The organism is Brevibacterium picturae, from assembly GCF_900105045.1.
Lineage (GTDB): Bacteria > Actinomycetota > Actinomycetes > Actinomycetales > Brevibacteriaceae > Brevibacterium > Brevibacterium picturae.
In genome coordinates, this window is the sequence record NZ_LT629739.1 from 2,172,050 (window position 1) to 2,193,881 (window position 21,832).

16 protein-coding genes are annotated in these 21,832 nt (G+C 61.5%); 11 read left to right on the forward strand and 5 right to left on the reverse strand.

The features are described from left to right. Positions 1-502: 502 nt before the first annotated feature. Complete coding sequence (locus tag BLT92_RS10195; protein WP_092109095.1) at positions 503-1,705, forward strand: PucR family transcriptional regulator; 1,203 nt, start codon at positions 503-505, stop codon at positions 1,703-1,705. A gap of 33 nt (positions 1,706-1,738) precedes the next feature. Here the strand turns inward: BLT92_RS10195 and BLT92_RS10200 are convergent, their stop codons facing one another. Then, positions 1,739-2,812, reverse strand: a complete 1,074-nt coding sequence (locus BLT92_RS10200) for a DUF2332 domain-containing protein (RefSeq protein ID WP_231939131.1) — start codon at positions 2,810-2,812, stop codon at positions 1,739-1,741. A gap of 512 nt (positions 2,813-3,324) precedes the next feature. On the opposite strand from BLT92_RS10200, the gene BLT92_RS10205 reads away from it, so the two are divergent. From BLT92_RS10205 to BLT92_RS10235, 7 genes are all read left to right on the forward strand, one after another. Continuing rightward, entirely contained in the window at positions 3,325-4,221 is an 897-nt protein-coding gene (locus BLT92_RS10205) for a helix-turn-helix domain-containing protein (protein ID WP_092105357.1), read from the forward strand. Between the two features lie 496 nt (positions 4,222-4,717). Continuing rightward, complete coding sequence (locus tag BLT92_RS10210) at positions 4,718-6,397, forward strand: LPXTG cell wall anchor domain-containing protein (protein WP_092105359.1); 1,680 nt, start codon at positions 4,718-4,720, stop codon at positions 6,395-6,397. Between the two features lie 207 nt (positions 6,398-6,604). Next, complete coding sequence (locus BLT92_RS10215) at positions 6,605-7,186, forward strand: hypothetical protein (protein ID WP_092105361.1); 582 nt, start codon at positions 6,605-6,607, stop codon at positions 7,184-7,186. Next, positions 7,183-7,905, forward strand: a complete 723-nt coding sequence (locus BLT92_RS10220) for a hypothetical protein (RefSeq protein ID WP_157691416.1) — start codon at positions 7,183-7,185, stop codon at positions 7,903-7,905. The genes BLT92_RS10215 and BLT92_RS10220 overlap by 4 nt, the downstream gene beginning before the upstream one ends. A gap of 154 nt (positions 7,906-8,059) precedes the next feature. Continuing rightward, complete coding sequence (locus tag BLT92_RS10225) at positions 8,060-9,427, forward strand: MFS transporter (protein WP_092105365.1); 1,368 nt, start codon at positions 8,060-8,062, stop codon at positions 9,425-9,427. Between the two features lie 105 nt (positions 9,428-9,532). Further along, entirely contained in the window at positions 9,533-10,954 is a 1,422-nt protein-coding gene (locus BLT92_RS10230; protein ID WP_092105367.1) for an FAD-binding oxidoreductase, read from the forward strand. Positions 10,955-11,279: 325 nt separating this feature from the next. Beyond that, positions 11,280-13,085: an HNH endonuclease signature motif containing protein gene (locus tag BLT92_RS10235; protein ID WP_231939132.1), complete on the forward strand. Its 1,806-nt coding sequence runs from the start codon at positions 11,280-11,282 to the stop codon at positions 13,083-13,085. Between the two features lie 92 nt (positions 13,086-13,177). Here BLT92_RS10235 and BLT92_RS10240 read toward each other — a convergent pair whose 3' ends face one another. Continuing rightward, entirely contained in the window at positions 13,178-14,077 is a 900-nt protein-coding gene (locus tag BLT92_RS10240) for a LysR family transcriptional regulator (protein WP_092105371.1), read from the reverse strand. Between the two features lie 307 nt (positions 14,078-14,384). On the opposite strand from BLT92_RS10240, the gene BLT92_RS10245 reads away from it, so the two are divergent. Next, the gene (locus BLT92_RS10245; protein WP_092105373.1) at positions 14,385-15,257 is read left to right on the forward strand and encodes a DMT family transporter; all 873 of its coding nucleotides are present in this window, start codon (positions 14,385-14,387) and stop codon (positions 15,255-15,257) included. Between the two features lie 20 nt (positions 15,258-15,277). On the opposite strand, the gene BLT92_RS10250 is transcribed toward BLT92_RS10245, so the two are convergent. Beyond that, positions 15,278-16,324: a siderophore-interacting protein gene (locus BLT92_RS10250; protein WP_092105375.1), complete on the reverse strand. Its 1,047-nt coding sequence runs from the start codon at positions 16,322-16,324 to the stop codon at positions 15,278-15,280. Positions 16,325-16,635: 311 nt separating this feature from the next. Here BLT92_RS10250 and BLT92_RS10255 point away from each other — a divergent pair, with 311 nt between their 5' ends. Both BLT92_RS10255 and BLT92_RS10265 read left to right on the forward strand, forming a co-directional pair. After that, entirely contained in the window at positions 16,636-17,598 is a 963-nt protein-coding gene (locus BLT92_RS10255; protein ID WP_092105377.1) for an ABC transporter substrate-binding protein, read from the forward strand. A gap of 332 nt (positions 17,599-17,930) precedes the next feature. Beyond that, on the forward strand, positions 17,931-19,304 hold the full coding sequence (locus tag BLT92_RS10265; protein WP_092105381.1) for a D-serine ammonia-lyase: 1,374 nt from the start codon (positions 17,931-17,933) through the stop codon (positions 19,302-19,304). 3 nt (positions 19,305-19,307) lie between these two features. On the opposite strand, the gene BLT92_RS10270 is transcribed toward BLT92_RS10265, so the two are convergent. Beyond that, on the reverse strand, positions 19,308-20,672 hold the full coding sequence (locus BLT92_RS10270; RefSeq protein WP_092105383.1) for an APC family permease: 1,365 nt from the start codon (positions 20,670-20,672) through the stop codon (positions 19,308-19,310). After that, positions 20,669-21,601, reverse strand: a complete 933-nt coding sequence (locus BLT92_RS10275; RefSeq protein WP_092105385.1) for an ornithine cyclodeaminase family protein — start codon at positions 21,599-21,601, stop codon at positions 20,669-20,671. Before BLT92_RS10275 ends, BLT92_RS10270 begins: the two co-directional genes overlap by 4 nt. Between the last annotated feature and the right edge of the window lie 231 nt (positions 21,602-21,832).

The window sequence follows — 21,832 nt, forward strand, 5'->3', positions numbered from 1 at the left end:
CCCCGGCAGGATTCGCCCGAGGATCATCTTTCGCTTTCGGTGATCACCTGAAAAGGTGCTGAAAAAACGCGCTTGGGCGTGATGAGACACGAAATGACCTCCAAAATACCGCTTGTGAAGTGGATCGCCCCCTCAGAAATCGGCATATTCACCAACGAGCGTGACCCACAGGTCATCTTGCCGAAACGTACAGTTCGTGTCCAGGCTTTCGGAGATCCTTTTGAAAGACTGACAGAGACAACAAGATGTATTGTTATGTGACACAACTGCTCGACGACGTTGATCTGAAGTGTTCATCCAGTTGAAATACTGAAACGGGAACAAATCCGCATGTGAAGATTCAGCAGGTTTTCTGTCATTGTTTCCGCATGAGACGGCCGATATGGAACATGTGTGCACATTGCGATTGAAAATTGTACGATCTGTAGGCGTCGTTCGACTGTGAGTTTGGGGATGAGGTACGAGGGTGCACCTTTCAGCGACAAACCACTCCATGGGGCAGATGTCTGTTTCTGATGCAGGCGATCTTCCGCATTGGGTTGAGTCTCAGCTGCCGAGCATCGTCAGTGAGGCCTATGGCAATGTTCTTGACCAGATTCCGCTCTTCGTGCGCGCCGAGCCGCTTCTGCAGCAGGATCTGCATCAGTCCATCGATGACACTCTGCGATCCGCCGTCGCAGCCATGATCCATGCTCACGATATTTCAGAGATGACTGCCCCGCAGGAGACAGGCAGACGCCGAGCGCAGCAGGGAGTTCCCTTGGCCGAGGTGCTGCAGGCGCATCGCGTCAGTTTCGGCACGCTGTGGGATGCACTCGTTCGGGCCACCCGGCCAGGGGGCTGCTGCGAAGGCCCGGAGGCACTTGTCGCAGTGGCAAGCTGGGTGTGGTCGGCCGCGGATAAGTATGCGATGGCTCTGACCGATTCCTACAGGGCAGCATCCGCAGAGCTTCTGGCCGCGGAGGGGCGACGCCGTTCCGCGCTGGTCGAGTCACTGCTCGCGGGGCGGCCGAGTCCGGACTGCAGCCCCTGGGAGGTGGCGACTTTGCTCGGCCTGGCCCCGAATGCAGATCTCATGGTGGTTGCGGCGGACAACAGCGAACCCAACGCCGGCGGTGTCATCGACGTTGAACAGAAGCTCGCGGACAGGGGCATCGTCTCCGGCTGGCGACTGAGCCCGACTCTGCAGCTCGGGATCGTGTCGCTGCACACAGGACAGCATGAGGACGCCTTGACTGTCCTGCGAGACGCGGGTGTGCGCGCAGGAGTCAGCCCTCCATATGGAGGACTGTCTGATACCCCGCGTGCACTGCAGCTGGCACGGTCTGCCCTGTCAGCAGTGCGCTCAGGGAGACCGGAAGTCCGCGAGTTCAGCTCAAGTCCACTGGACGCATTCCTGGCCTGTGAACCGAATGAAGGACGTCGACTGGCCGAGGACGTGCTTGGGCGAGTGCTGGAGCTCAACGCCGCCGACCGTTCGACGATCCTCGGCACTCTCACTGCTTACTTTGATAATCAGGGTTCGGCCGAACGCACCGCCGAACAGCTGTACTGCCACGTCAATACGATCCGCTATCGGCTGCGCCGCGTCCATGAACTCACCGGACGGTCGCTGAAAGATCCCCTCGGCGTGGCTGAGCTTGTCAGTGCAGTGCTGTCGCTGCGAATGGGAGAACCGAATACTGCTCACTGCGCATTGGGCTGAACACCTGAGCTGTTAACCCAGCTTTCCAGCCTGCTACTCCTGCCCTTCGAAACTCTGCCCATGTGGTCCGGTCAGTGCAATCGCCTCTCCGTCGACGGCGAGCACGAATCGTCCGTCCGGTTCGCGATCGACCTGAGCGCCGATGTCTGGCAACACGCCACTTCCCTCATTGCTGATCCACACGATGTCATCGCGCATGCGTATGAGAGCGGCGAACTTCTCGCGCTCGTCTGGGGCGACGTAGGCGAGCACGGCACTGTGGAATACGACCTTCTGTGTGTCTGCGGGAGCCTCGTCCAACAGGCCTTCCACGGTCTCGAGCAGATCACCCGGAACCAACCTCGGCGGGTCCGCAGCCACCAGAGCCGACGCTGCACTCAGGCGAGCTCGGCGGGTCTCATGTTCGGGCCAGATCAAGGAGCGGAGCCATTCCTGCTGGTCACCATCGGTGATGTCAAGGGGATTGAGATCGATTCCGGCTCGCCATGCGACCTCGGGGATGGTGTCGGGCGGTTGCGCGTTCGTGAGTTCGCAGACGAGCTCGACCGTGCTCGGACCGTCCTTGGGATGTAGTGTCACCGGCCCGGAATCAGTGCGGTAGGTATAGCTGTAGCGATCCGGGTAGAGGCACAACCCTGCCGAAGCACCGACTTCGATGAGGGAGATCGGGCGCTCGACCCGCGCCAGCGCCGGCAGCAGCACGGCACACCGCCCTGCCTCGTTCGTCTGGGTCGAGCGCGCGAGCATTAGATCCCGAGTCGCGGGCCAGTGCGCAAGCAGCCACGTCCGAAGACTCGCATAATCATTGGTGCCGGCGGTGCTGGGACGCTCACCCGGGGTGATGCCGTCACCGGCGCCGAGGTGGCGGGCAGCTGCAAAGAGAAGGTTGGCCTGGCGCTTCGGCTTGGGCAGCTCGAGGAGTAACGCGATGATCTCGTCATCTTCGGCCACGCCTGCGGCCCACGCTGCGTAGATCGGTGAGGCGCCGGCCGCCTCGAACCGAGCGAATTTCCGGTAGTAGCCGCGCAGGGAATCGGCGTCGAGCTTGGACATCGGCTGCATGGTCTCTCTCTCATTGGGTGGGTCGAACCGTGTGCTCGTGAGCATATCGCGTGTATTCGTGAGCGCGCGGATATCGCCTCGACCCAGAGGAGAGATCCGTCACAGCCGCATCGGGCGTGCGCCTCCCTGCGCGAGTTTCCAAGTCGTCTCAGGCCGGTGGGCGCAAGCGAATCGGGACCGCATGGTCAGGTCGTTTCAACTGGGGCGGGGCGAAGCGCCATGTGGGTGCTGCCTGGCGTCATCGGTGATCGGCGATCGCTCGTTTCAGCTGATCAGGGGCGGGGCGAGCATGAACCACGGAGAAATGTAAGAAACGCACGGGCCGATATGGCAGCAAGGTCGCTTGGAAAATTAAGCAAAAGCGACCTTGTCATGGCGCCTGCGTGAGGTTGCGGGCACGGAGCCGATGATGCGGGGTTGAGGAGGTTCTGAGCGGCGGTGTGGCGCTCGAGCGGGGAACGCGACCCGGTATAGTGGTGTCAAATATTGAGACTTACGTGTGTAGTCTGCAGCATGTGTGAGACGCGATCACGCGCGAGAACTTGATTGGGGCATCGATGGAATCATCGGCAGAGGACAGTGATCGCTCCCGGCCCAAGGGCTATACGAGCGTGGGGGCCACTCGGGCCAAGGAGGTCGACTTCCTGGCGTCAGTGGGGTGGCACCTGAAGTCGGACCCCGATTCGCTTGGACTCAATGGCGACATCGTGGTCACCGATGACTTCGTCGTCGCCCGTTACAGTCACGGCCCCGCCGTTTTCGAGTACTCCGCACTGGAGGGGCCGCTGAATGATGATGGGGTCATGTTGCATGCCTGTCTCCGTGGCGAGCTGACACTGCACTCCAGAACTGGGGTTGCGCATCTGAAGCCCTTCGACGTCGGCGTCGTCCAGGCCGGCGACTTCACGGGGGCCGAATGCGAGTCCTCGGTGACATGCATGATCGTCAGCTTCAGGGGTGCAGAGGCGCATGAGCACTATCAGCTGCTAGCGGGGCACTCGAGTGAGGCGCATCTGCGGATACTGAATGCCGCGACATCGTCGTTGTTCCAGGGTTCTGCTGACGACCTTGAGCCGGGGTTCGTTCAGGTTCAGCGGGGGCTTGAGGAACTCGCCAAGGCGACGGCGATCGGATCGCGTCTGTACCCGGAGTCCCGGGAGGCATCGCTGAGAACGGTCTACGTGCGGGCGGTGGCCCTGATCGGAACAGTGGCATCCGATGCTGACACCACCGTCGAATCCATTGCGCAGGACCTGCAGGTGTCGCGCTCCTACCTCTTCAAGGCATTCAAAGACCAGGGTTCGACGCCGTCGTATGAGCTCAGACGGGCCCGCATGGATATGGCGAAGTGCCAACTCGAGGATGGGTCCTCCTTGGCCGAAGCGGCCGCCTCGTCGGGTTTCGGATCTGTTCGCAAACTCAGGCGGGCCCTGGACGTGCGGGCCGTCTCTTAAACATTGCGCGATTTCGACCATGGGACTCATGGGCGAATCTTCGTCGGGGGTGGTTTGAGCTGCTCGTCTGTCTGATCTGCTGTCTGATAAATGATCAATCGACAAGCGTAAGCAGATGAAAAACCGACAAGCAGGTTTGTCGAAAATACAAACCGCTGATCGCGCAGGTTCGGAAGTCGCTGGAGATTGACTGATTTAATCGTGTGAATATCCGTCTCACTAGCTGAACATATAAAAATGCATAGTCATGTAAGAAAATGCAGAAAACCTCCGTATTCATAGCGATTGATCGCCTAACGGCCGGGCATAGTTATTCATCGACAATTATGTTTCCTTTGAGCCACCAAAATGATTCCTAAATTGGTACGCTCATCTTGGAGTTCCTCGTGAGTCTCCTGAACACAGATATCCTAGTGATTGAACCTGGGGACGAGTGGGTGTGGAGACTTGCGAAAAGCTCAAATTGTAAAGTCGCTACGTGTAGAGGTAGAGCAATATGAAGCCAAACAAGAACAAGGGGCTGCGCCGTATCCTCGGCGCAGCAGGGGTCGGTGCACTCGGCATCGCCCTGCTCAGCCCCGTTGCGCCGGCAAACGCGGCCGATGTGGAGGAAGGCTCTTTCTCCGGCGGAGTGCGTAATTACGGTGCATTTGCCGGCGTCGGGCTGGCAGACAATATGGTCAATGTTCGCGCAAACATTGCAGAGTCAACAGTTGTCGCAGACTCTGGAGGACTCGCAGACTACAAGGGAACGGGCACCGGAGAGTACGCCGTTCCTGCCACGATCGCCGAGGACGATACTGCTCGTGCATACTCCCGTGCCGCCCCAGTCGGAGCGGGAGCAGTCGGGCTGAACCTCAACCCCACCAGCGCAGAGGCCAACTCGACCACCGAGTCCCCGTCGGATGAAGCCGACCAGGACTTCGGCAACCTCGAGATTCCGACACTGGGCACGCTCGAAGCCCTCACCGGAAAAGCCCAGACAGACTGGTCCGAAGGAACTCTGACCAGCGGCGGAACGGTGGCAAACGCCGAATCCACCACTGGGGACCTCGACCTCATCACCGGCCTCGGCGATGTTCCGGGCCTGCCCAGCGATCTTGACACCCTCTTCCCTGTCGGCGAAGCGAACCTGGGTCTGAGCACCAGCGACGTGAGCCTCAACAGCGATGGAGCTGCCTGCGATTCCGGTCTCGGTGTCGAAAGCACCGCGACGTGGAGATTCGCTGACGTCAATCTCTTCAATGGGGAGATCGGAGTCTCGTGGGGCGGCGAAACCGATGCCGCACCGCAGGGCAAGATGATTGCCCGTGCAAATGGCGCCGCTGACGGGGCAGAGGTCGAGATCTCCTCGCTGCCGAACATGTCGGTCAAGGTCGGCGATGCCGACCTCGTCATCGAGCCCGGCGGCAAGATCGAGCTCGACCAGATCCTCGAAGACGGCGGTCTGGGAGACCTGTCCGACCTCGTCTCCGGTGAAATCACCTACGGTGGGCCCACCAACATCGAAGAAGCCGCTGACGGCACCCACGCCTCGGCGACCATGGGCGGACTGCAGGCTGACCTGCAGCTGCTCTCCGTGCCCGTAGTCGCACCCGACGGACTCGGCAGCATGGAACTTGGTTTCGAGCGCGCCGATGTCTTCGCTGACATCTCCGAAGGTGGCATCAACTGCTCCGACGACGGTGACGACGCTTCCTCGGATGACTCGGCTTCGGCTGACGACAACGGAGCCGACAACGCTTCGTCCGACGACAACGGGGCCGATAACGCTTCGTCCGATGACTCGGCTTCGGCTGATGACAACGGAGCCGACAACGCTTCGTCCGACGACTCGGCCTCGGCTGATGACAACGGAGCCGACAACGCATCCTCGGATGACTCGGCTTCGTCCGATGATTCGGCCTCGGCTGACGACAACGGGGCCGACAACGCTTCGTCCGACGACTCTGCTTCGGCTGATGACTCGGCCTCGTCTGATGACTCGGCTTCGGCTGACGACAACGGAAACGCGAACGTCGCAGCAGGCAGTGCAGCCAATGGATCCGACAACGGTGCAGGAAACCTGCCCCGTACCGGTTCAGACGCAACATCCCCGATGCTCGGAGCCGGTGCAATCCTGCTGGCAGCCGGTGCAGGCGCCGTTTACTTCGCTCGCCGCCGAGCCGCGAAGTAACAGGATGTAAGAACCCTGCTGTCCGCAGCTGAAGCGGTGATTCTCCACTCGTCGCCCAGCTGCGGGCCAGCAGGAACCAAGTGATGGGAGCCAGTCAGGCAAGGGACTGGCTCCCAACACGCTTCTATTCAATCGCAGATCTTGCGAGTATGCGAATGTGTAGACCTCCACCGTCAATTCAGTCTCTCGTCAGAGAGGACCTTCCCAGTGAAGTCTTCAACCTCAATCCGCCTCGCCACCCTCGCAGTCGCCATCCCGGCACTGCTTCTGACCGGTTGTCAGAGTCCCGCCGAACCAACGGCAGACCAACCCGCTCCTTCTGCGGAAGCAGCCACGCCGAATCCGTCATCCGCGGCAGCTACGGCCAGCCCGACACCGGAAGCGCCGGCAACAGAAGCAGCACCGTCGTACACGGATCCGTCCGAAGCCGACACCTACTGCGGCGCCATCGAAGACTTGATCAGCCTCAGCAACGAGGCAAGCGATCAGAACGAACAGACCATCGTCAACCATATGGGGACACGCTTGGACCTGCTGGCGGCGGGGACCGCGCATATCGGAAAGCTCGCGCCCGATGAGGCATCTCACGACTGGGAAGCAACGGGTGATGACTACAAGCAGGCCGCCGATCTCTTCAAGTCCAGTGGGGGCCAGGTCTCCAATACTGATTTCCTCATGCTGCTCTCGACGGCGACGAAAACTGCGAACACTACATACGAGCACCAGGCCGAGACGGTGGACGAAGAGTGCGGGATCGACATCACGAAGCTCGTGGCGGAGGCGAAATGAGAAGACTGACAGTATTGGCAATTGCAGCGAGCCTCCTGCTCAGCGTCTCCGCCTGTTCCGGTTCTGACGGCGCGGTCGACGCCCACGTCGATCCGCTCAGCAAGGACGCCGAATCCTCGGCAATGGACAGATTCTCTACGTTCAAAGACGAGCTCGGAGGCGTCACAAGCTACCACGCAGAGGGCTCCGTGAAGGCAGATGACGGAACCCAGAGCACGGATTTCCTCTTTGACCGAGAAAGCAGTGCGTTCGAGGGTCGGGCCTCGATCGAATCCGGATCGGTGGACATGACCATCGAACTGGTGAGAGCGTCGAGTCTGCTGTGGATTAAAGGCCCGCAGGAGTATTGGGAATCATTCGGGTACGACGCCACTCCGGCGATCGGCAAATACGTGGTGTTCCAAGCGGCCCAGGGCGACCAGGTCGCGAAAACCTACGACTATGACCGGTTGGTCTCGACGGTTGAAACGATGAGTGCCGGTGAGGTGACCGTCGAAGGTGAAGTCGACAAAGACGGCACCGACTTCATTCGCTACACACTCGGGAAGAAGGACAAGTCGACGCTCATCGACATCCCAGCAGAAGGGAAGATGGACACCGCGACGCTTGTCAGTCGCGCCGACGGGGTCGACGCGACTGTGGTCATTGACGATTTCGACACCGACGTGAACATCTCCGCGCCGGACCCCGGCGAAGTGACCCAGCCCCAGGGGCAGTGATCGAATCTCCGGGACCCATCACCTTCGTCCCGATATTCGGAACTTTGCCGGCAGAACCTGGGAACCGGAACCAGGTGTGACGTAATGTGTTCGACGTAGTGCGCCGAGGGCCATCATCCTGGCTCAAGGCTCAAGCCTGATCGAGGGAGATCACATGTCATCCGAGGCCAACCCGCCCGTGAGTGGACAATCGTCGAGTGATTCGGCATTGGAGAAACGGACGCTGAGGAAAGTCACTCTTCGGCTGATCCCATTCATCATCGCGATGTACTTCATCAACTACCTCGACCGCACCAATCTCGGCATCGCGGGCCCGGGCGGAATGAACGAAGACCTCGCGATGAATGCCACTCAGTTCGGCTTTGCGGCCGGCGTCTTCTTCTTCGGCTACCTCATCCTCGAGGTGCCGTCCAACCTCGCTCTGCACAAGTTCGGTGCCCGGATCTGGCTCGCCCGGATTCTCATCAGTTGGGGCATCGTGGCCGCGGCGATGGCGTTCGTGCCCAGCCACGGGTGGCTCTATGTACTGCGATTCCTGCTGGGCGTCGCCGAGGCGGGATTCTTCCCGGGCATCATCCTCTACCTCACGTATTGGTTCCCCACGTCCATGCGAGCCCGGGCCACCGCGCTGTTCATGCTCGCGATTCCTATGTCCAGTGTCATCGGTTCGCCGCTGTCGTCATGGCTGATCTCGAGCGGAAACTCGATCTTCGAGAACTTCGCGGGCTGGCGGTTCATGTTCATCATCGAAGGTGTGCCCGCAATCCTGCTCGGCATCATGTGCATCTTCTACCTCACCGACCGCCCACGCGATGCCAAATGGTTGACACCGGACGAGCGGAACTGGCTGCAGTCGACAATGGACGCCGAGGAGGCGGGCAAGGCCGAGACCTTCCACTACCCGGTCCGCCGATCCCTGCTCCAGCCGCGCGTATGGGCACTGTCCTTCGTCTACTTCGGCATGGTCTACGGTCTCTACGCCTTGAGCTTCTTCCTGCCGACGATCATCTCCGGCTTCCAGGAGACCTTCGGGGTCGAATACTCGATCGTCGAGATCGGCTTCATCACCGCGATTCCGTATGTCTTCGGTGCCCTGGCCATGTATTTCTGGTCCCGGCACGGGGACAGAACCAACGAGCGCGTCTGGCACGTCGCGGTGCCGCTCTTCATCGGCGGAGTCACGATCCCGATCGCTCTGTACCTGAGCTCGCCGTTCACGACGATGATCGCCGTGACCATCACCTGCATGGCCATCTGCGCCGCGTTGCCGACCTTCTGGCCGCTGCCGCAGACCTTCCTCGCCGGCGCCGGAGCAGCCGCGGGACTCGCGCTGATCAATTCGCTGGGCAACTCCGCCGGATTCTTCGCGCCCTACATCACCGGCGGGTTGGCCGAGCTCACCGGAACCCAGAATGCGGGCATGTGGGTCGTGGGCGCGGCGATGGTCGCAGCCGGGATCGTCACCCTCGTCCTCAAGGCCGCTCCCGCGCCCGATAGAGTGAATCCGGAGATGACGAAGTAGTCATATGGTGCGGCACTCCAGTCGTAACCGCAGACGAAATCGTCACAGGAAAACAGTCGCCGAGGCGGTCGTGACCACCCCGGCAGTGCGGTTCGGAAGGATGCCATGACAGTACAGGACCAGACCCCGGTGAGTGCCGCCGAACTCGATGCGCTTGCAGCGCGCTTGGGCGAGGGCGCGCTGACGACGGATTCCGACGTCATCGAAGCCCACGCCCGTGACGAAGCCCTGTTCTGCCCTCACGAAGGGGCGATTGCCCTGGTCAGGGCCACCTCGGCGGCCGATGTCCAGGAAGTCATGCGCTTTGCCAGTCAACATGGCGTCCCTGTCGTCCCGCAGGGCGCTCGGTCCGGGATCTCTGGCGGGGCGAATGGGTCACCCGGGGCGATCCTGCTCAACGTCTCGCGGATGAAAGACATCATCAGCGTCAACGAGGCGGAACGACTCGTCACGGTCCAGCCCGGCATCATCAATCAGGACCTCAAGGACCACCTCGCGCCCTTCGGCCTGTCCTATCCGCCCGATCCGGGCTCGGTCGCGCTGTCATCGATCGGCGGCAACATCGCCACCAACGCAGGCGGACTGTGCTGCGTCAAATACGGTGTGACCAGGGACTACGTTCGCAGTCTGACAGTCGTCTTGGCCGATGGCACGCTGACGAAGCTCGGCCCGAAGACTGCGAAGGGTGTGGCCGGACTCGACATGCGCCACCTGTTCGTCGGCTCCGAGGGCACGCTGGGCATCGTCGTCGAGGCGACCCTGCGCCTGGTTCCGAAGCTGCCCGATCCATTCACAGCCGTCGCAACCTTCCCTGATGAGCGCTCCGGCCTCCAGACGGTCGCGGACTTCATGGCCGCCGGCGGAGCGCCGAGCCTGCTCGAGTTTCTCGATTCCTCCAGCCTGAAGATGCTCAACGAGTTCGGGGACTTCGGGCTCGACGGTGATGCGGGTTCGATGCTCATCATGCAGGTCGACCAGAATCCTGCGGATTCGCAGGTCACCATGGCCCAATTCGCCGAGGTGGCCGAGTCCTGGGGCGCACTCGACGTCGCGTACTCCGATGACCCCGCAGACTCAGCAGCGCTCATCGCCGCCCGACGGATGATTCAGCCCGCGTATGAGAAGTTCGCAAATGCTCACGGGGGAGGGCAGCTGCTTGACGATGTGTGTCTTCCGCGCGTGGCGATGCCCGAGTTCTGCGATCGACTGAAGGAGCTGCAGGAATCCTCGGGGCTGATGATAGCCCTGGTCGCACATGCCGGGGACGGCAATACGCACCCCTCGGTCTTCTTCGATGCCGGTGATTCCGCGGAAACAGCGAAGGCTCAGGAGATCTTCGGCGAGATCATGCGCATCGGCCTTGAGCTCGGCGGCACGATCACCGGTGAGCACGGAATCGGTTTCCTCAAACGTGATTGGCTGAACAACGAACTCGACGAAGGTTCGAGGCGGATCCAGATCACTGTGAAGAACGCCCTTGATCCCCAGGGGATCCTCAACCCGGGAAAGATGCTCAGCGCGATCTGAGGGGACGGCCTTCTGACTGGTCAGAGAGCCGGATCGGTATCTGAGCTGACGGTCAGCGTTCGGTATGGAGCCGCGACATTGTGATCACACAATGTCGCGGCTCGCTTTTGTGCTCATCTTTCGCAGAGGTCGGGCTGTCGGGTATCGATTGTCGTTCTACTCTCTGACCTGGGGCGTTGCGAGTACGTCAAGTTTCCGGGTCATCAATTAATACGAGAATGAAAGAGTGAGCGAACAAAAATCGAAACTAAGGGTGCAAACGGGCGAAATGCGTGTACAATTAAGGGAAGAGCAACAACGATGTTGGCGAATGGACTTCAGTACCATGACTCTCACCCCCGACCGCACACCACAGAACCCGGAAGAGCGTGACTCACGCCCCGGTTCCCGTGATGCCGCTGCGGCCGGACCGCCCTCCTTGTTCGATCAGCTCAAAGATGCCAACCTCGATCTGACCGGCCACCCGCTCGCGGAGAAATTCGAATCTCTCGCGGCCGTACCGACAGGCGAACCTGATGAACCGAACGAACTCGGTGAGTCGGAGGCCGGCGAGTTCGCGGATGACGATGGCAACGAGGCCAGCGATGGCGACGCGATCGCCAGTGACGCTCCGGCTGTCGATACTTCAGATGACGACCCACAACCTGCTGGCTCCGCTGACAGCAGTCCTAGCCCCCACCCCTTGCTATCGAATGAAGAGTGGACAGATCTGTCCCGATTCGCTCCCGAAGTCACGAACAGCCTCACAGCGTTGAGTGGGCTCAAAGATGGGCTGCGAACCTTCGATCGTCGCATGGGCCCTGATGATGCCATCACACTCATCGACGGACTCGAAGCACTCGGTCGAGTCAACGAGGCCCTATCCACCCTGGCTTTGGCGGTATGTGAACGAGTGGGAACACCGACCGACTATGGTGCCAAGACGACGAAGGCACTCATCCAAGACCGGCTCAACATCACCAGTCGCGAAGCGAATCGGCGTACCGATATGGCCAAGAGTCTCGGTGGGCGGGTGACCCTGACCGGTCAGCCACAAGCACCCCTGTTCCCGAAGGTCGCCGATGCCTTCAACGACGGCAGACTGTCAGCCGACCAGGCCAGGGTCATCAAAGACTGCTTGAAGAAGTTGCCGACGTGGGTCAGCCCAGACGATCGTGATTATGCCGAAACGACACTCGTTGACAAAGCCCCGAGCGTGAGGGTCCATGACCTGCGCGCCATCTTTGCACGCATTCTCGCCCACATCGACCCCGACGGTACAGAGCCGACTGATCCTATGGATCGGTCCATGTACACAGTCAGTATGCATGCACGAGACAACGGTGACTGGGACATAGTCGGTCTCCTCGATCCTATTACGGGTGGCCAGCTCAATGGGCTGCTGACAGCCAGAACCAAGATCGCGAACAACGCTGACAATGCCACCGAGCCCAACGGTGGGCAGAACTCTGCAGGTTCTGATGACCAGGTCGCGGGTGGAACTGACTTCGACACGGACTCTGGTGTCCTCGAAGACGGGACTCTCGTCGACATGACAGGGCAGAGGCTGTCGGCTCAGGAGTGGATCTATGAACGCTTCGCGACTCTCATCGCCAGGATCGATATGACACGGACCGGGCAGGGTGCACAATACGCTTTGGTCGTGACAGCCAAGGCCGAAGACCTTGCCAACGGCACCGGTACCGGCACGACGGGTACTGAGAATCCCGTCCCCATCAGCGAACTTGCCCGTAACGGTTTGAATGGGGCCGTGTTCTTCGAACTCATCTCCGAGAAGGCGAAGACGATGCAGGTGGTCACGGAGAATCGGTTCGCGAATGCGAAACAGATCGCGGTTCTGACCGCCCGTGACAAGGGATGTACTTTTCCTGGCTGTGATGCCCCGCCGGGGTGGTGCGATGCCCACCATATTGTTGAGTGGGCACAGCAAGGTAAGACCGATATCAACAATATGATGCTCAGCTGCTCGGCCCATCACCACCTTTTGGACAGGTCGGACTGGGAGACAGTGATGCTGGGAGATGGACGTCCTGCGTGGGTTCCTCCTGCATCGATCGATCCGGCCAGGCGACCGATACTGCACGCGAGATTCGTGGCTCAAGAAGTCATCGACACACTCTTCGACGACTGACAACCCTCGTGCCGACTTCACTGCATGACAGCATTGCCGCGCGCTTTATTGAGGGATAGCGTCGCCGCGGCCCGCATCCTCGCGAGTCAGGATTACCGTGCGACCGCGTCGTCGCTCGCAAGGTCGCGGAGAGCAGAGATTGCCTCGTCGATGACGTCCTGCTGCGGATGACCAGGATCGCTGATGGCGTGGACATAGCGGATCGGTTCGGGTGCAGCCAATGGCACGATAACTACGCCGTCGGGCAGTTGGTCGATGCCGAGGCGGGGGAGCAGAGTGATTCCCAGTCCTCGGCTGACCATGTGGAGTGCGGCGACGAAAGAGTGCGCCTCGTGCCTGAACTGCACTTGAACCCCCGCCCGCGCGCAGGCGTCGAAGAGGATCATTCTGCATGGGCCCTCACCTTTATCGTTATCGATCCACGGGTAGCCCTCAACCTCGGTCAGTGACAGTTCTTTGCAATTGGCCAGATCATGGTTCTCGGGTACTGCGACAACATACGGATCTTCAAGCAGAAGGCTGCTGTTGATCTGAGGCGGAAACGGCGGGTCCTTCGTTTCGGTGATGATGACCTGGATGTCGGATCGATCTTCGTGCCATTGATCTTCAGCCAGATTGAGTTGAACGGCCGTATTCGGGAACTTGTGTTCGAGGAACAGGACCAGCTCCGGCATCCACCGATTGCCTGCGGTGCTGAAGTATCCGATCGACAGGCGGTTGATTCGATTGTCTTTCAGGTCTGAGATGCGCTGCTGCAATCGACTCGATGACTCGAGAACTCCGTCGACCTCACCCATGATGGCGGTGCCGGTGTCAGTCAGGCACAGACCGCGGCCTCGGCGTTGGAACAATGTCAGGCCGGCGCTCTCCTCGAGCAGTTTCAGATGATAGCTGACCGCGGATGGAGACATGCCGAGATGCTGAGCCGCTGCGCGCACAGAGCCAGTCGCGGCAACAGATTTGAACGATTGCAGTTGGATGACGTTGCTCATCCGGTAATTGTACGAATACGTCGCACAGATGTGCAATGGTGTGCGCTTTTAATTGACTGTCGTCGGCAGAATAATCGTACCCATGAAGGACAACCCAACCGCCGGACAGTGCCCACCGATTCAGATGGCCGGCCCTGCCTCGTCGAGCAAAGCCACCTCGGGCGCAGCGCCCTCACCGCTGGACGCGCGACTGACGACGGAATCACGCATACAGACCGCCTCGCACATACCGGCCGCCTCACGCATGCAAACCTCCTCTCCCATACCGACGGACAAGCCAGCCGCGCAATCATCTCCACCAAGAGTCATGCCGTGGATTGCGGCACTTTTGACGATGGTCTTCTGGGCTTCGTCGTTCGTCGTCATTCGCGATGCCGGTGACCACTACTCCCCGGGACCGATGTCGCTGCTGCGGATGGGCGCTGCGGTGATCGTCCTGTCTGCCTGGATGCTCGTTCGCAAGCCGAGGTTCCCGACCTCGAAGATGACGTGGCTGATCATGCTCATCTGGGGAGTGGCCTGGTTCGCCGCTTACACCGTCGTTCTCAACGCAGCCGAACGGTCGATTGACGCAGGCACAGCCGCAATGATCGTCAACATCGGCCCTCTCCTCGTCGCCGTCTTCGCCGGACTCTTTCTTGGGGAGGGTCTGCCGATCAGGCTGCTCATCGGCATCGTGGTTTCGATGGTCGGGATCGGGATGATCACGGCCGCAAGCTTCACCGGGGTGTTCACCATCGGCGGCATGCTCCTCAGCCTCACCGCGGCGATTCTCTATGCGGCCTGCGTGGTCCTGCAGAAGCGCTTCCTGTCTCGCGGTGATTCGGTGACCGTGACCTGGGGAGGCATTCTTGCCGGAACCCTTGCCTGCCTCGTCTTCGCGCCCGGCCTGCTCGCCGAGGTGGCCCAGGCACCCGTAGGAATCACCGTCCAGGTCATCTACCTCGGAGTGGTGCCCACCGCTCTCGCATTCAACCTGTGGGGGTATGCGATCCGATTCCTGCCGGCTGGAATACTCAGCTCCTCAGGGCTGCTCGTGCCTGCGATCGTCGTTGTTCTCGCCTGGCTGATCCTCGGCGAGGTTCCACCACCGCTGGCAGCCCTGGGCGGCGTCTTCTGTCTCTTCGGCGCGGCCTTCACCATCGTCCCGCAGATGTTGCGTTCTGCCCGGAAGCAGTAACCGCTGCTTGCTGATCGTGATCAGCCCTCGGCCTTGCCCTGACGCCAATACCCCATGAACGCGATCTGATGACGATCGACGCCGACCTCCTGGACGAGGTAGCGACGCAGACGTTTGACGGGGCCGGCCTCACCAGCGATCCAGGCATAGAACGGACGAGAGCTCTTTTCGATGTCACTCGAACTGCCCTGGGCTGCCTGGGTCAGTGCGGCCGGCACGTCCCACAGGATCTCTTCGTCGATGTTCACGTCGTCGAGCTCAATCGATAATGAGCCGGAAGCTCCCGCACCCGCACCCGCACCCGCACCCGCACCTGCACTGGAACCCGCGCCCACCTCGGCGAGGACTCGGTTCTCGACACGGACGGCATCACGGACAGCGGGTTCAAGCAGCTGACCATGTTCGGCTCCCTCGCGACACAGCCACTGAACCTCGAACCCTGCGGGGGTATCCAGCTCAAGAACATCCTCGGCGGTCGGGACTTCGAGGATCGCCTTGCCCTGCACTTCGACGCCCTTGAGTGAGTCAAAGATCGAGGCGATGGCCGGCACTGCGGTTTCATCACCAGCGAGGAGGATGGTGTCGGCGTCTGCTGGTGCGAACTCAATTCCGGCAGTGGGCCCCTCGGCGTGACGAGAGGGCCCGATGATATGCAGACTGTGTCCCACTTGAGCTGACTGGGCCCAGGCTGCAGCGGGACCCGAATGGCCTTGCGCATCGGTATGCAGAACCATATCGACGACGAGTTCACAATCCTCCTCGCGCCATTCGCGCACGGTGTAGGTGCGCATTTGTCCGCGAACATTCGGATCGAGCTGCAGCCATGACTGATACCAGGACAGGCCGGATTCGGGGTCTTGCTCATCGAGGAAGCGGAGGAGGTCGAACTCAGGTTTCGGCGCACCGGCCGAGGGAATGATGAGTTTGAACCGCAGGTCACGCGGGTGGCCGCTGCAGCCGAAGTCTTTGAGACCCTCGCCGCCGAAGGTGATGCGGCGGAAAGTGGGACTGAGATCGACGATGCCGGTGACGGTGGCCTCGAAGGCGGTGATGGGCGCTGGTGACACAGGTGCTCCTTCGTTCCGCGTCGTGACGAGGAACTCGGTACGGGTGCCTGCAGGTAGAGACTCTCTGCAGAAGGGGTGGTGCAACGTTCATGCACGAGTCTACGTCAATCTAGTAAGGATAGCCTGCCCAAATAGTGCTACGGTGTTCTCGGCAGGCTCTGGAGTGCATTGTTCGGTGAAGATCAGCAGCGAGTCGAACGAGATTCAGCCGTGTGCCGGGCAATGTATCCAGAGGTGAGAGGCCCGAACGGCTGAATATCCACCTCTCGCTCGATTCCAACTCACCACAGACGAATACCGGAAGGTTATCCATGCGCCGGCGCCAACTGCTCGCATTATCCGTACTTGCCCCGTTCGCCCTTGCCGCATGCGGCAGCCCCGAGGGCGAAGCTGCAACGACTACCGGGTCGAAGGGCTTCTCCTACAGCCCGGAAGGATATGAGGGAGTCACTATTGAGCTGGACCATCCGGTCGAACGGATCGCCATGGACTTCTACTCCGCCGCGGCGCTCGCCCCGTATGGGATCAAGCCCGTGGCAGTCTACGGATTCGGCCAGAATGAGTCTCCGGGGAAGTCGTTCGACCAGACGGGTGTAGAGGTCGTCGGCACCGATATGGAGCTGGACCTCGAAGCCCTCGCAGCGACGAACCCCGACATCATCATCGCCTATGGCAACGACAAGGGCGACGGGTGGACCTGGTGGGAGGACAAGCTCAGCGACCAGGTGTCGGCGCTCGTTCCATTTGTGCCGGTCAAACTCGACGGAGGAACGCCGGATGATATGTTCGCCCAGTATGCTGCGATCGCCCGTGCGCTCGGCAAAGACACCGATACGGGCGAGATCGCACAGCAGCGCAAGCAGTTCGAGGCTGCTCGACAGAGAATCCGTGACATCCCTGCCGACAAGGATTGGATGACAGTTCTGCTCGCGAACTTCAGCGCCGAAATCAACTACACGGCCAAGGAGCTCGGGGTTGCGAAGATGCTCACCGATGACGGACTGACCCTCGTCGGACCCGATTCAGGGGCAGACACCAGCTGGGCCGAAGTCTCCTGGGAGAAGATCAGCGACTATCCGGCAGACGTCATGCTCATCCACGAAGCCTCGACTGACTACGAGGACAACCCCATCTTCAAGAGTCTGCTCCCGGTCAAACACAAGCAACTCGGCACCTGGGACGATAAGCGCGCCTACACCTATGACGGGTACACGCAGTGGCTCGGCGAGCTCGCGGATGTGTTGGAGAGTGCGAAGGACATCCAAAAGGACTGACGGTGATCCCACCGTCCCTCTGACCAGCCTCGGCGAAATCAAGTGAAAAGATTCTCCTGATGTGTCGAACGGATTCCAACGCCGTCGACGCGGAGGGGAACATCTATCAGGCTCAGCACGGGCGACCAGAGATCCGAGTCCACGGACCCGATGGGCAGCTGCGGACTACAATCGGCATTCTGGCGGATCACGAGAGGCTTGAGCATTCGGTGCGCCTGCTGCATCGGGCACTGACGTTGCAGATGGTGGTGGAGCATTGTGCGCCGACGTCGGCGGGTCATAGGATCAGAAGCCTGAGACTGCCAGCCCTCGACGAATCGGAGTCTGTTCCCATGTCGCCCCAATCACCGCCCGGAGTCGAGTTCGACGCTGACGATCCGGTCATCCGGTCCTTGATGGCGGGTGCGTCGGCGACCTGGGTCCGACCCGACCTTGACCCCGCAAAGGTGGCTCTCCGAGACATCGCCGAGGACCCCGGCGTCGGGGACGGCTCGGCAATCGGTGTCGACCCCGACATCATGGACCGCGCCGCGGAGCGCTTCGACCGGTTCGCTCCGTGGTTCGCCGAAACGTTCCCGGAGACTGCCTCGGCACATGGAATCATCGAATCCCCGCTGATTCCGGCGGCCGAGACACAGGCGGATCTCACCAACCGCCTCGGCGCCGAACTTCCCGGCAGGCTCTGGCTCAAACGCGATGATGCCCTGCCCATCAGCGGATCGATCAAGGCGCGCGGAGGATTCCACGAGGTCCTCGAATACGCCGAGGAGGTCGCCGCCAGCCACGGACTGAACCCGAACGAGCCCGCCACCTACAACTCCGATGCCTTCCGCGGACTCGCCGCAACCCACCGGATCGTCGTCGGCTCGACCGGCAATCTGGGACTGTCGATCGGCATCCTCAGCGCGGCACTCGGCTTCGCCGCCTCGGTGCACATGTCGGCAGATGCTCGGCAGTGGAAGAAGGACCTGCTGCGCAGCCACGGTGTCGATGTTCTCGAGCACGCGGGTGACTTCGTGACAGCGGTGTCAGCGGGGCGTGCATCCGCCGAAGGCGCGCCGCGTACTCATTTCGTCGATGACGAAGACTCACGCAGTCTCTTCGCCGGTTACTCGGTGGCCGCTCTAAGACTCAAAGACCAGCTCGAGGCCGCCGAGGTCAGCGTCGACGCGAACCACCCGCTCGTCGTCTACCTGCCCTGCGGGATCGGCGGCGGTCCCGGCGGAGTGGCCTACGGGCTCAAACGGGTCTTCGGCGACGACGTGCACTGCATCTTCGTCGAACCAAGCGAGGCGCCGGCCATGTTCCTCGGGGTACGAACCGGCCTCCACAGCGCGATTGCCGTTCAGGACATCGGCCTCAGCGGAGCCACCGCCGCCGACGGTCTGGCCGTGGCGCGACCCTCGCGTTTCATCGGTCCGGTCATCAGCCCACTGATCTCAGGCTTCGCAACGGTGACCGACCAGGTCATCAAGGCAGGCGTTGGTGTGCTGCACCAGACCGAGGGACTTGATGTCGAACCCTCGGCGACTGCGGGACTGACCGTCCCCTGGCGAACGTCGGGCCACCTCGGCGAGGGTGTGCGCTCGCGCAATGCCACACACTTGGTGTGGGTCACGGGCGGAGCCATGGTGCCCGCCGTCGATCGCGATCGCTATGTGGCCGAGGGGCTGGACCTGCTGCCGACGATCAATGATGAGATATGACGATCAGGAAAGTTGTGTCCGGCGCCGATTCCTCACCAGGTGCACCACGATGCCGATGATCAGCCACACCGCTCCGATGACCAGGGCCAAGGGGTTCGCACTGACGAGAACGATGACGAGTAAGCCCGCACCGACGACGGGAATCAGACCGTGTGTGAACCAGCTCGGCGTCTCGGTACCCTGTCGTTTGACGAGGAAATAGCCGACCACCGAGGCCTGCACGAAGATGAACGCGCTCAGAGCGCCGACATTGACGATCGAGGTCAGCTGGTCGAGTCCGTCCGCACGAGTCGTTGCCCAACCGGCGACGATGACATTGCCGAGCGCCGCGACGAGGATTCCCTTCCACGGAACACCGGTTCGCGGTGACACCTGGCCGAGGAACTTCGGGACCTGGCCATTGCGGCCCATGTCCATGAGGATGCGTGAGCCGGCGGCCTGCCCGATCATCGCGGAGAACGCAGCACCGACAGCCTTGGCCAGCGCCAGCAGCCAGTGAACCCATGTCCCGAGAGTGGCGTCGACGGCATCGTAGTAGGCCGCACCCTCGAGCTCCGGGTGGGCTTGGAGCTCGGCGGGAGTCACGGGCGAGAGCAGGCTGCCGACCCAGGTCTGGGCGACGAAGAACACTCCCGCCAGTATGAGGCAGAACAGAGTGGCACGACCGACGACCTTCGGGCCGCCCTTGGCCTCCTCGGCGAATGTCGCCAGAGAGTCGAAGCCCAGATACGACAGCACAGCCACGGACACCGCGGCCAGAACCGCAGCAATCGAGAACGTGCCCACCCCGGTCAGCGGGGACAGCCAGTCGCGGCTGGGGCCGTTGGCCGCGAGGTAGATGATGCCGAGGACGAGAACAAGGCCGAGTACGGCGACCTCGATGAGCACCACGATGGTGATCACCCGCGAGGCGATCTTGACCCCGGCGAGGTTGAGCCCGGTGGTGAGGATGACGGCGACACCGGTGAACAGCCACACGGGAATGCTCGGGAAGATCGAATTCAAGGCGATGCCCGTGAACAGATACGCCACCGAGGGGATGAACAGGTAGTCGAGGAGGATCATCCACCCTGCCGTGAACCCTGCACGAGGACCGATGCCCGCCGAGGCGTAGGCGAAGACCGTTCCGGCCCGCGGGATCTCCCGCGACATCCGCATATAGCTGACCGCGGTGAACGACATGACGATCGTCGCCACAATGTAGACGAGGGCGACCGCTCCGCCCGAGTTGGCATCGAGCGTACCGAAGACTCCGACCGCGGCCGCGGGGCCGATGAAGACGAGCCCGATGAAGATGAGTTCGGTCAGGCCGATGCTGCGGCGAAGCTCGCCCGCCTTCCCTGCGGCTCCTGCGTCGGACGCATTCACGACTTGTCGGCCAGCTTCGTGGCCACGGCCAGGTCCTCCCACGACATTCCCGAGCCCTTGAAGATGACCGTCTGGTCCGCGTCGGCGCGGACCTCGCCGTTGCTGAACTGCTTCATCGTCACAAGCGCATCCGCATCCAGCGTCCCGTCTGCGATCGCGAGGACGACGTCCCCGCCCTCCCGCAGAACGGTGCTGAGGTCTTCGACGACGACCGTCGCAGAGGTGAAGAGCTCGGCCGGCAGCTCACGGGAGTGGGGGTCGTGGGAGCCACAGGCCATGACCACGGCACCGGGATTGACGAGGTCCGCTGAGAACAGGGGTTCGCCGGCAGTGGTGGCGGTGACGATGATGTCGGCGGCGCGCAGTGCTGCATCCACCTCGGCGGTCTGTGCTTCGATCACCCTGCCGCGGTCATGGACATCGTCGGTGACCTGATCGGGGGAGCGGACGACGAAGGTGACATCGTCAAGCTCGACGTCGAGGACGTCGGCGATCGTATCGGCATGTCCCGTTCCCTGCGGTCCGGCCCCGAAGATCACGACATTGACCGGCCGGGTGAACCTGGCCAGCGCGGGTTCGATCGCGGCCAGGGACACGGCTGGGGTGCGCAGCGTCGTCAGCGCGGCACCGTCGATGATGGTCCGCAGCTCGAGGGTGGTGCTGTCGTACATGAGGTACTGGGCCATGATCCGCGGGAGCCCGCGTTCGCTGTTGCCGACGGAGACGCCGACGAGCTTGACCCCGACCCAGTTGCCGATCTCCGAGGGCATGAAAATCATGTTCCCCGCGGAGATGTCGCTGATCGTGCGCGGAATGTCGTCACTGGGGTCGAAATCGCCCGCCAGCGCCTCTCTCAAGGCGGCGACCGCCTCGGCGGGGGACAGCGCGGCGAAGACGGCTTCGGCGTCGAGGTTCTTCACATCGTCCATCGGTGTGCACATCCTTCGTGATTCGGCCTGGGGCTGGCTTCTTGCAATCGACCTTATGCCACCTCTGGTCGGCATGCGAATGTTCTTCAGGATGCGAAAGTCCGGGTGAGCGCGTCACCATCTCGTCACATGAGCACGGGTGTCCAGCGTCGAGGCGCGTCTACGATGGAGAGCGACAGTGGTCAAAGGTCGAAGACCGGTGGTCAGCCGGTTGAAGGCGAAGGGCGAATG

Excerpts from the sequence above, each read along its gene's own strand:
- BLT92_RS10225 (WP_092105365.1), top strand. The coding sequence starts at position 8,060 with ATGTCATCCGAGGCCAACCCGCCCGTGAGTGGACAATCGTCGAGTGAT.
- BLT92_RS10245 (WP_092105373.1), top strand. The coding sequence starts at position 14,385 with ATGCCGTGGATTGCGGCACTTTTGACGATGGTCTTCTGGGCTTCGTCG.
- BLT92_RS10230 (WP_092105367.1), top strand. The coding sequence starts at position 9,533 with ATGACAGTACAGGACCAGACCCCGGTGAGTGCCGCCGAACTCGATGCG.
- BLT92_RS10255 (WP_092105377.1), top strand. The coding sequence starts at position 16,636 with ATGCGCCGGCGCCAACTGCTCGCATTATCCGTACTTGCCCCGTTCGCC.
- BLT92_RS10275 (WP_092105385.1), bottom strand. The coding sequence starts at position 21,601 with ATGGACGATGTGAAGAACCTCGACGCCGAAGCCGTCTTCGCCGCGCTG.
- BLT92_RS10210 (WP_092105359.1), top strand. The coding sequence starts at position 4,718 with ATGAAGCCAAACAAGAACAAGGGGCTGCGCCGTATCCTCGGCGCAGCA.
- BLT92_RS10265 (WP_092105381.1), top strand. The coding sequence starts at position 17,931 with ATGTCGCCCCAATCACCGCCCGGAGTCGAGTTCGACGCTGACGATCCG.
- BLT92_RS10235 (WP_231939132.1), top strand. The coding sequence starts at position 11,280 with ATGACTCTCACCCCCGACCGCACACCACAGAACCCGGAAGAGCGTGAC.
- BLT92_RS10195 (WP_092109095.1), top strand. The coding sequence starts at position 503 with ATGTCTGTTTCTGATGCAGGCGATCTTCCGCATTGGGTTGAGTCTCAG.
- BLT92_RS10240 (WP_092105371.1), bottom strand. The coding sequence starts at position 14,077 with ATGAGCAACGTCATCCAACTGCAATCGTTCAAATCTGTTGCCGCGACT.
- BLT92_RS10220 (WP_157691416.1), top strand. The coding sequence starts at position 7,183 with ATGAGAAGACTGACAGTATTGGCAATTGCAGCGAGCCTCCTGCTCAGC.
- BLT92_RS10200 (WP_231939131.1), bottom strand. The coding sequence starts at position 2,812 with ATGCTCACGAGCACACGGTTCGACCCACCCAATGAGAGAGAGACCATG.
- BLT92_RS10205 (WP_092105357.1), top strand. The coding sequence starts at position 3,325 with ATGGAATCATCGGCAGAGGACAGTGATCGCTCCCGGCCCAAGGGCTAT.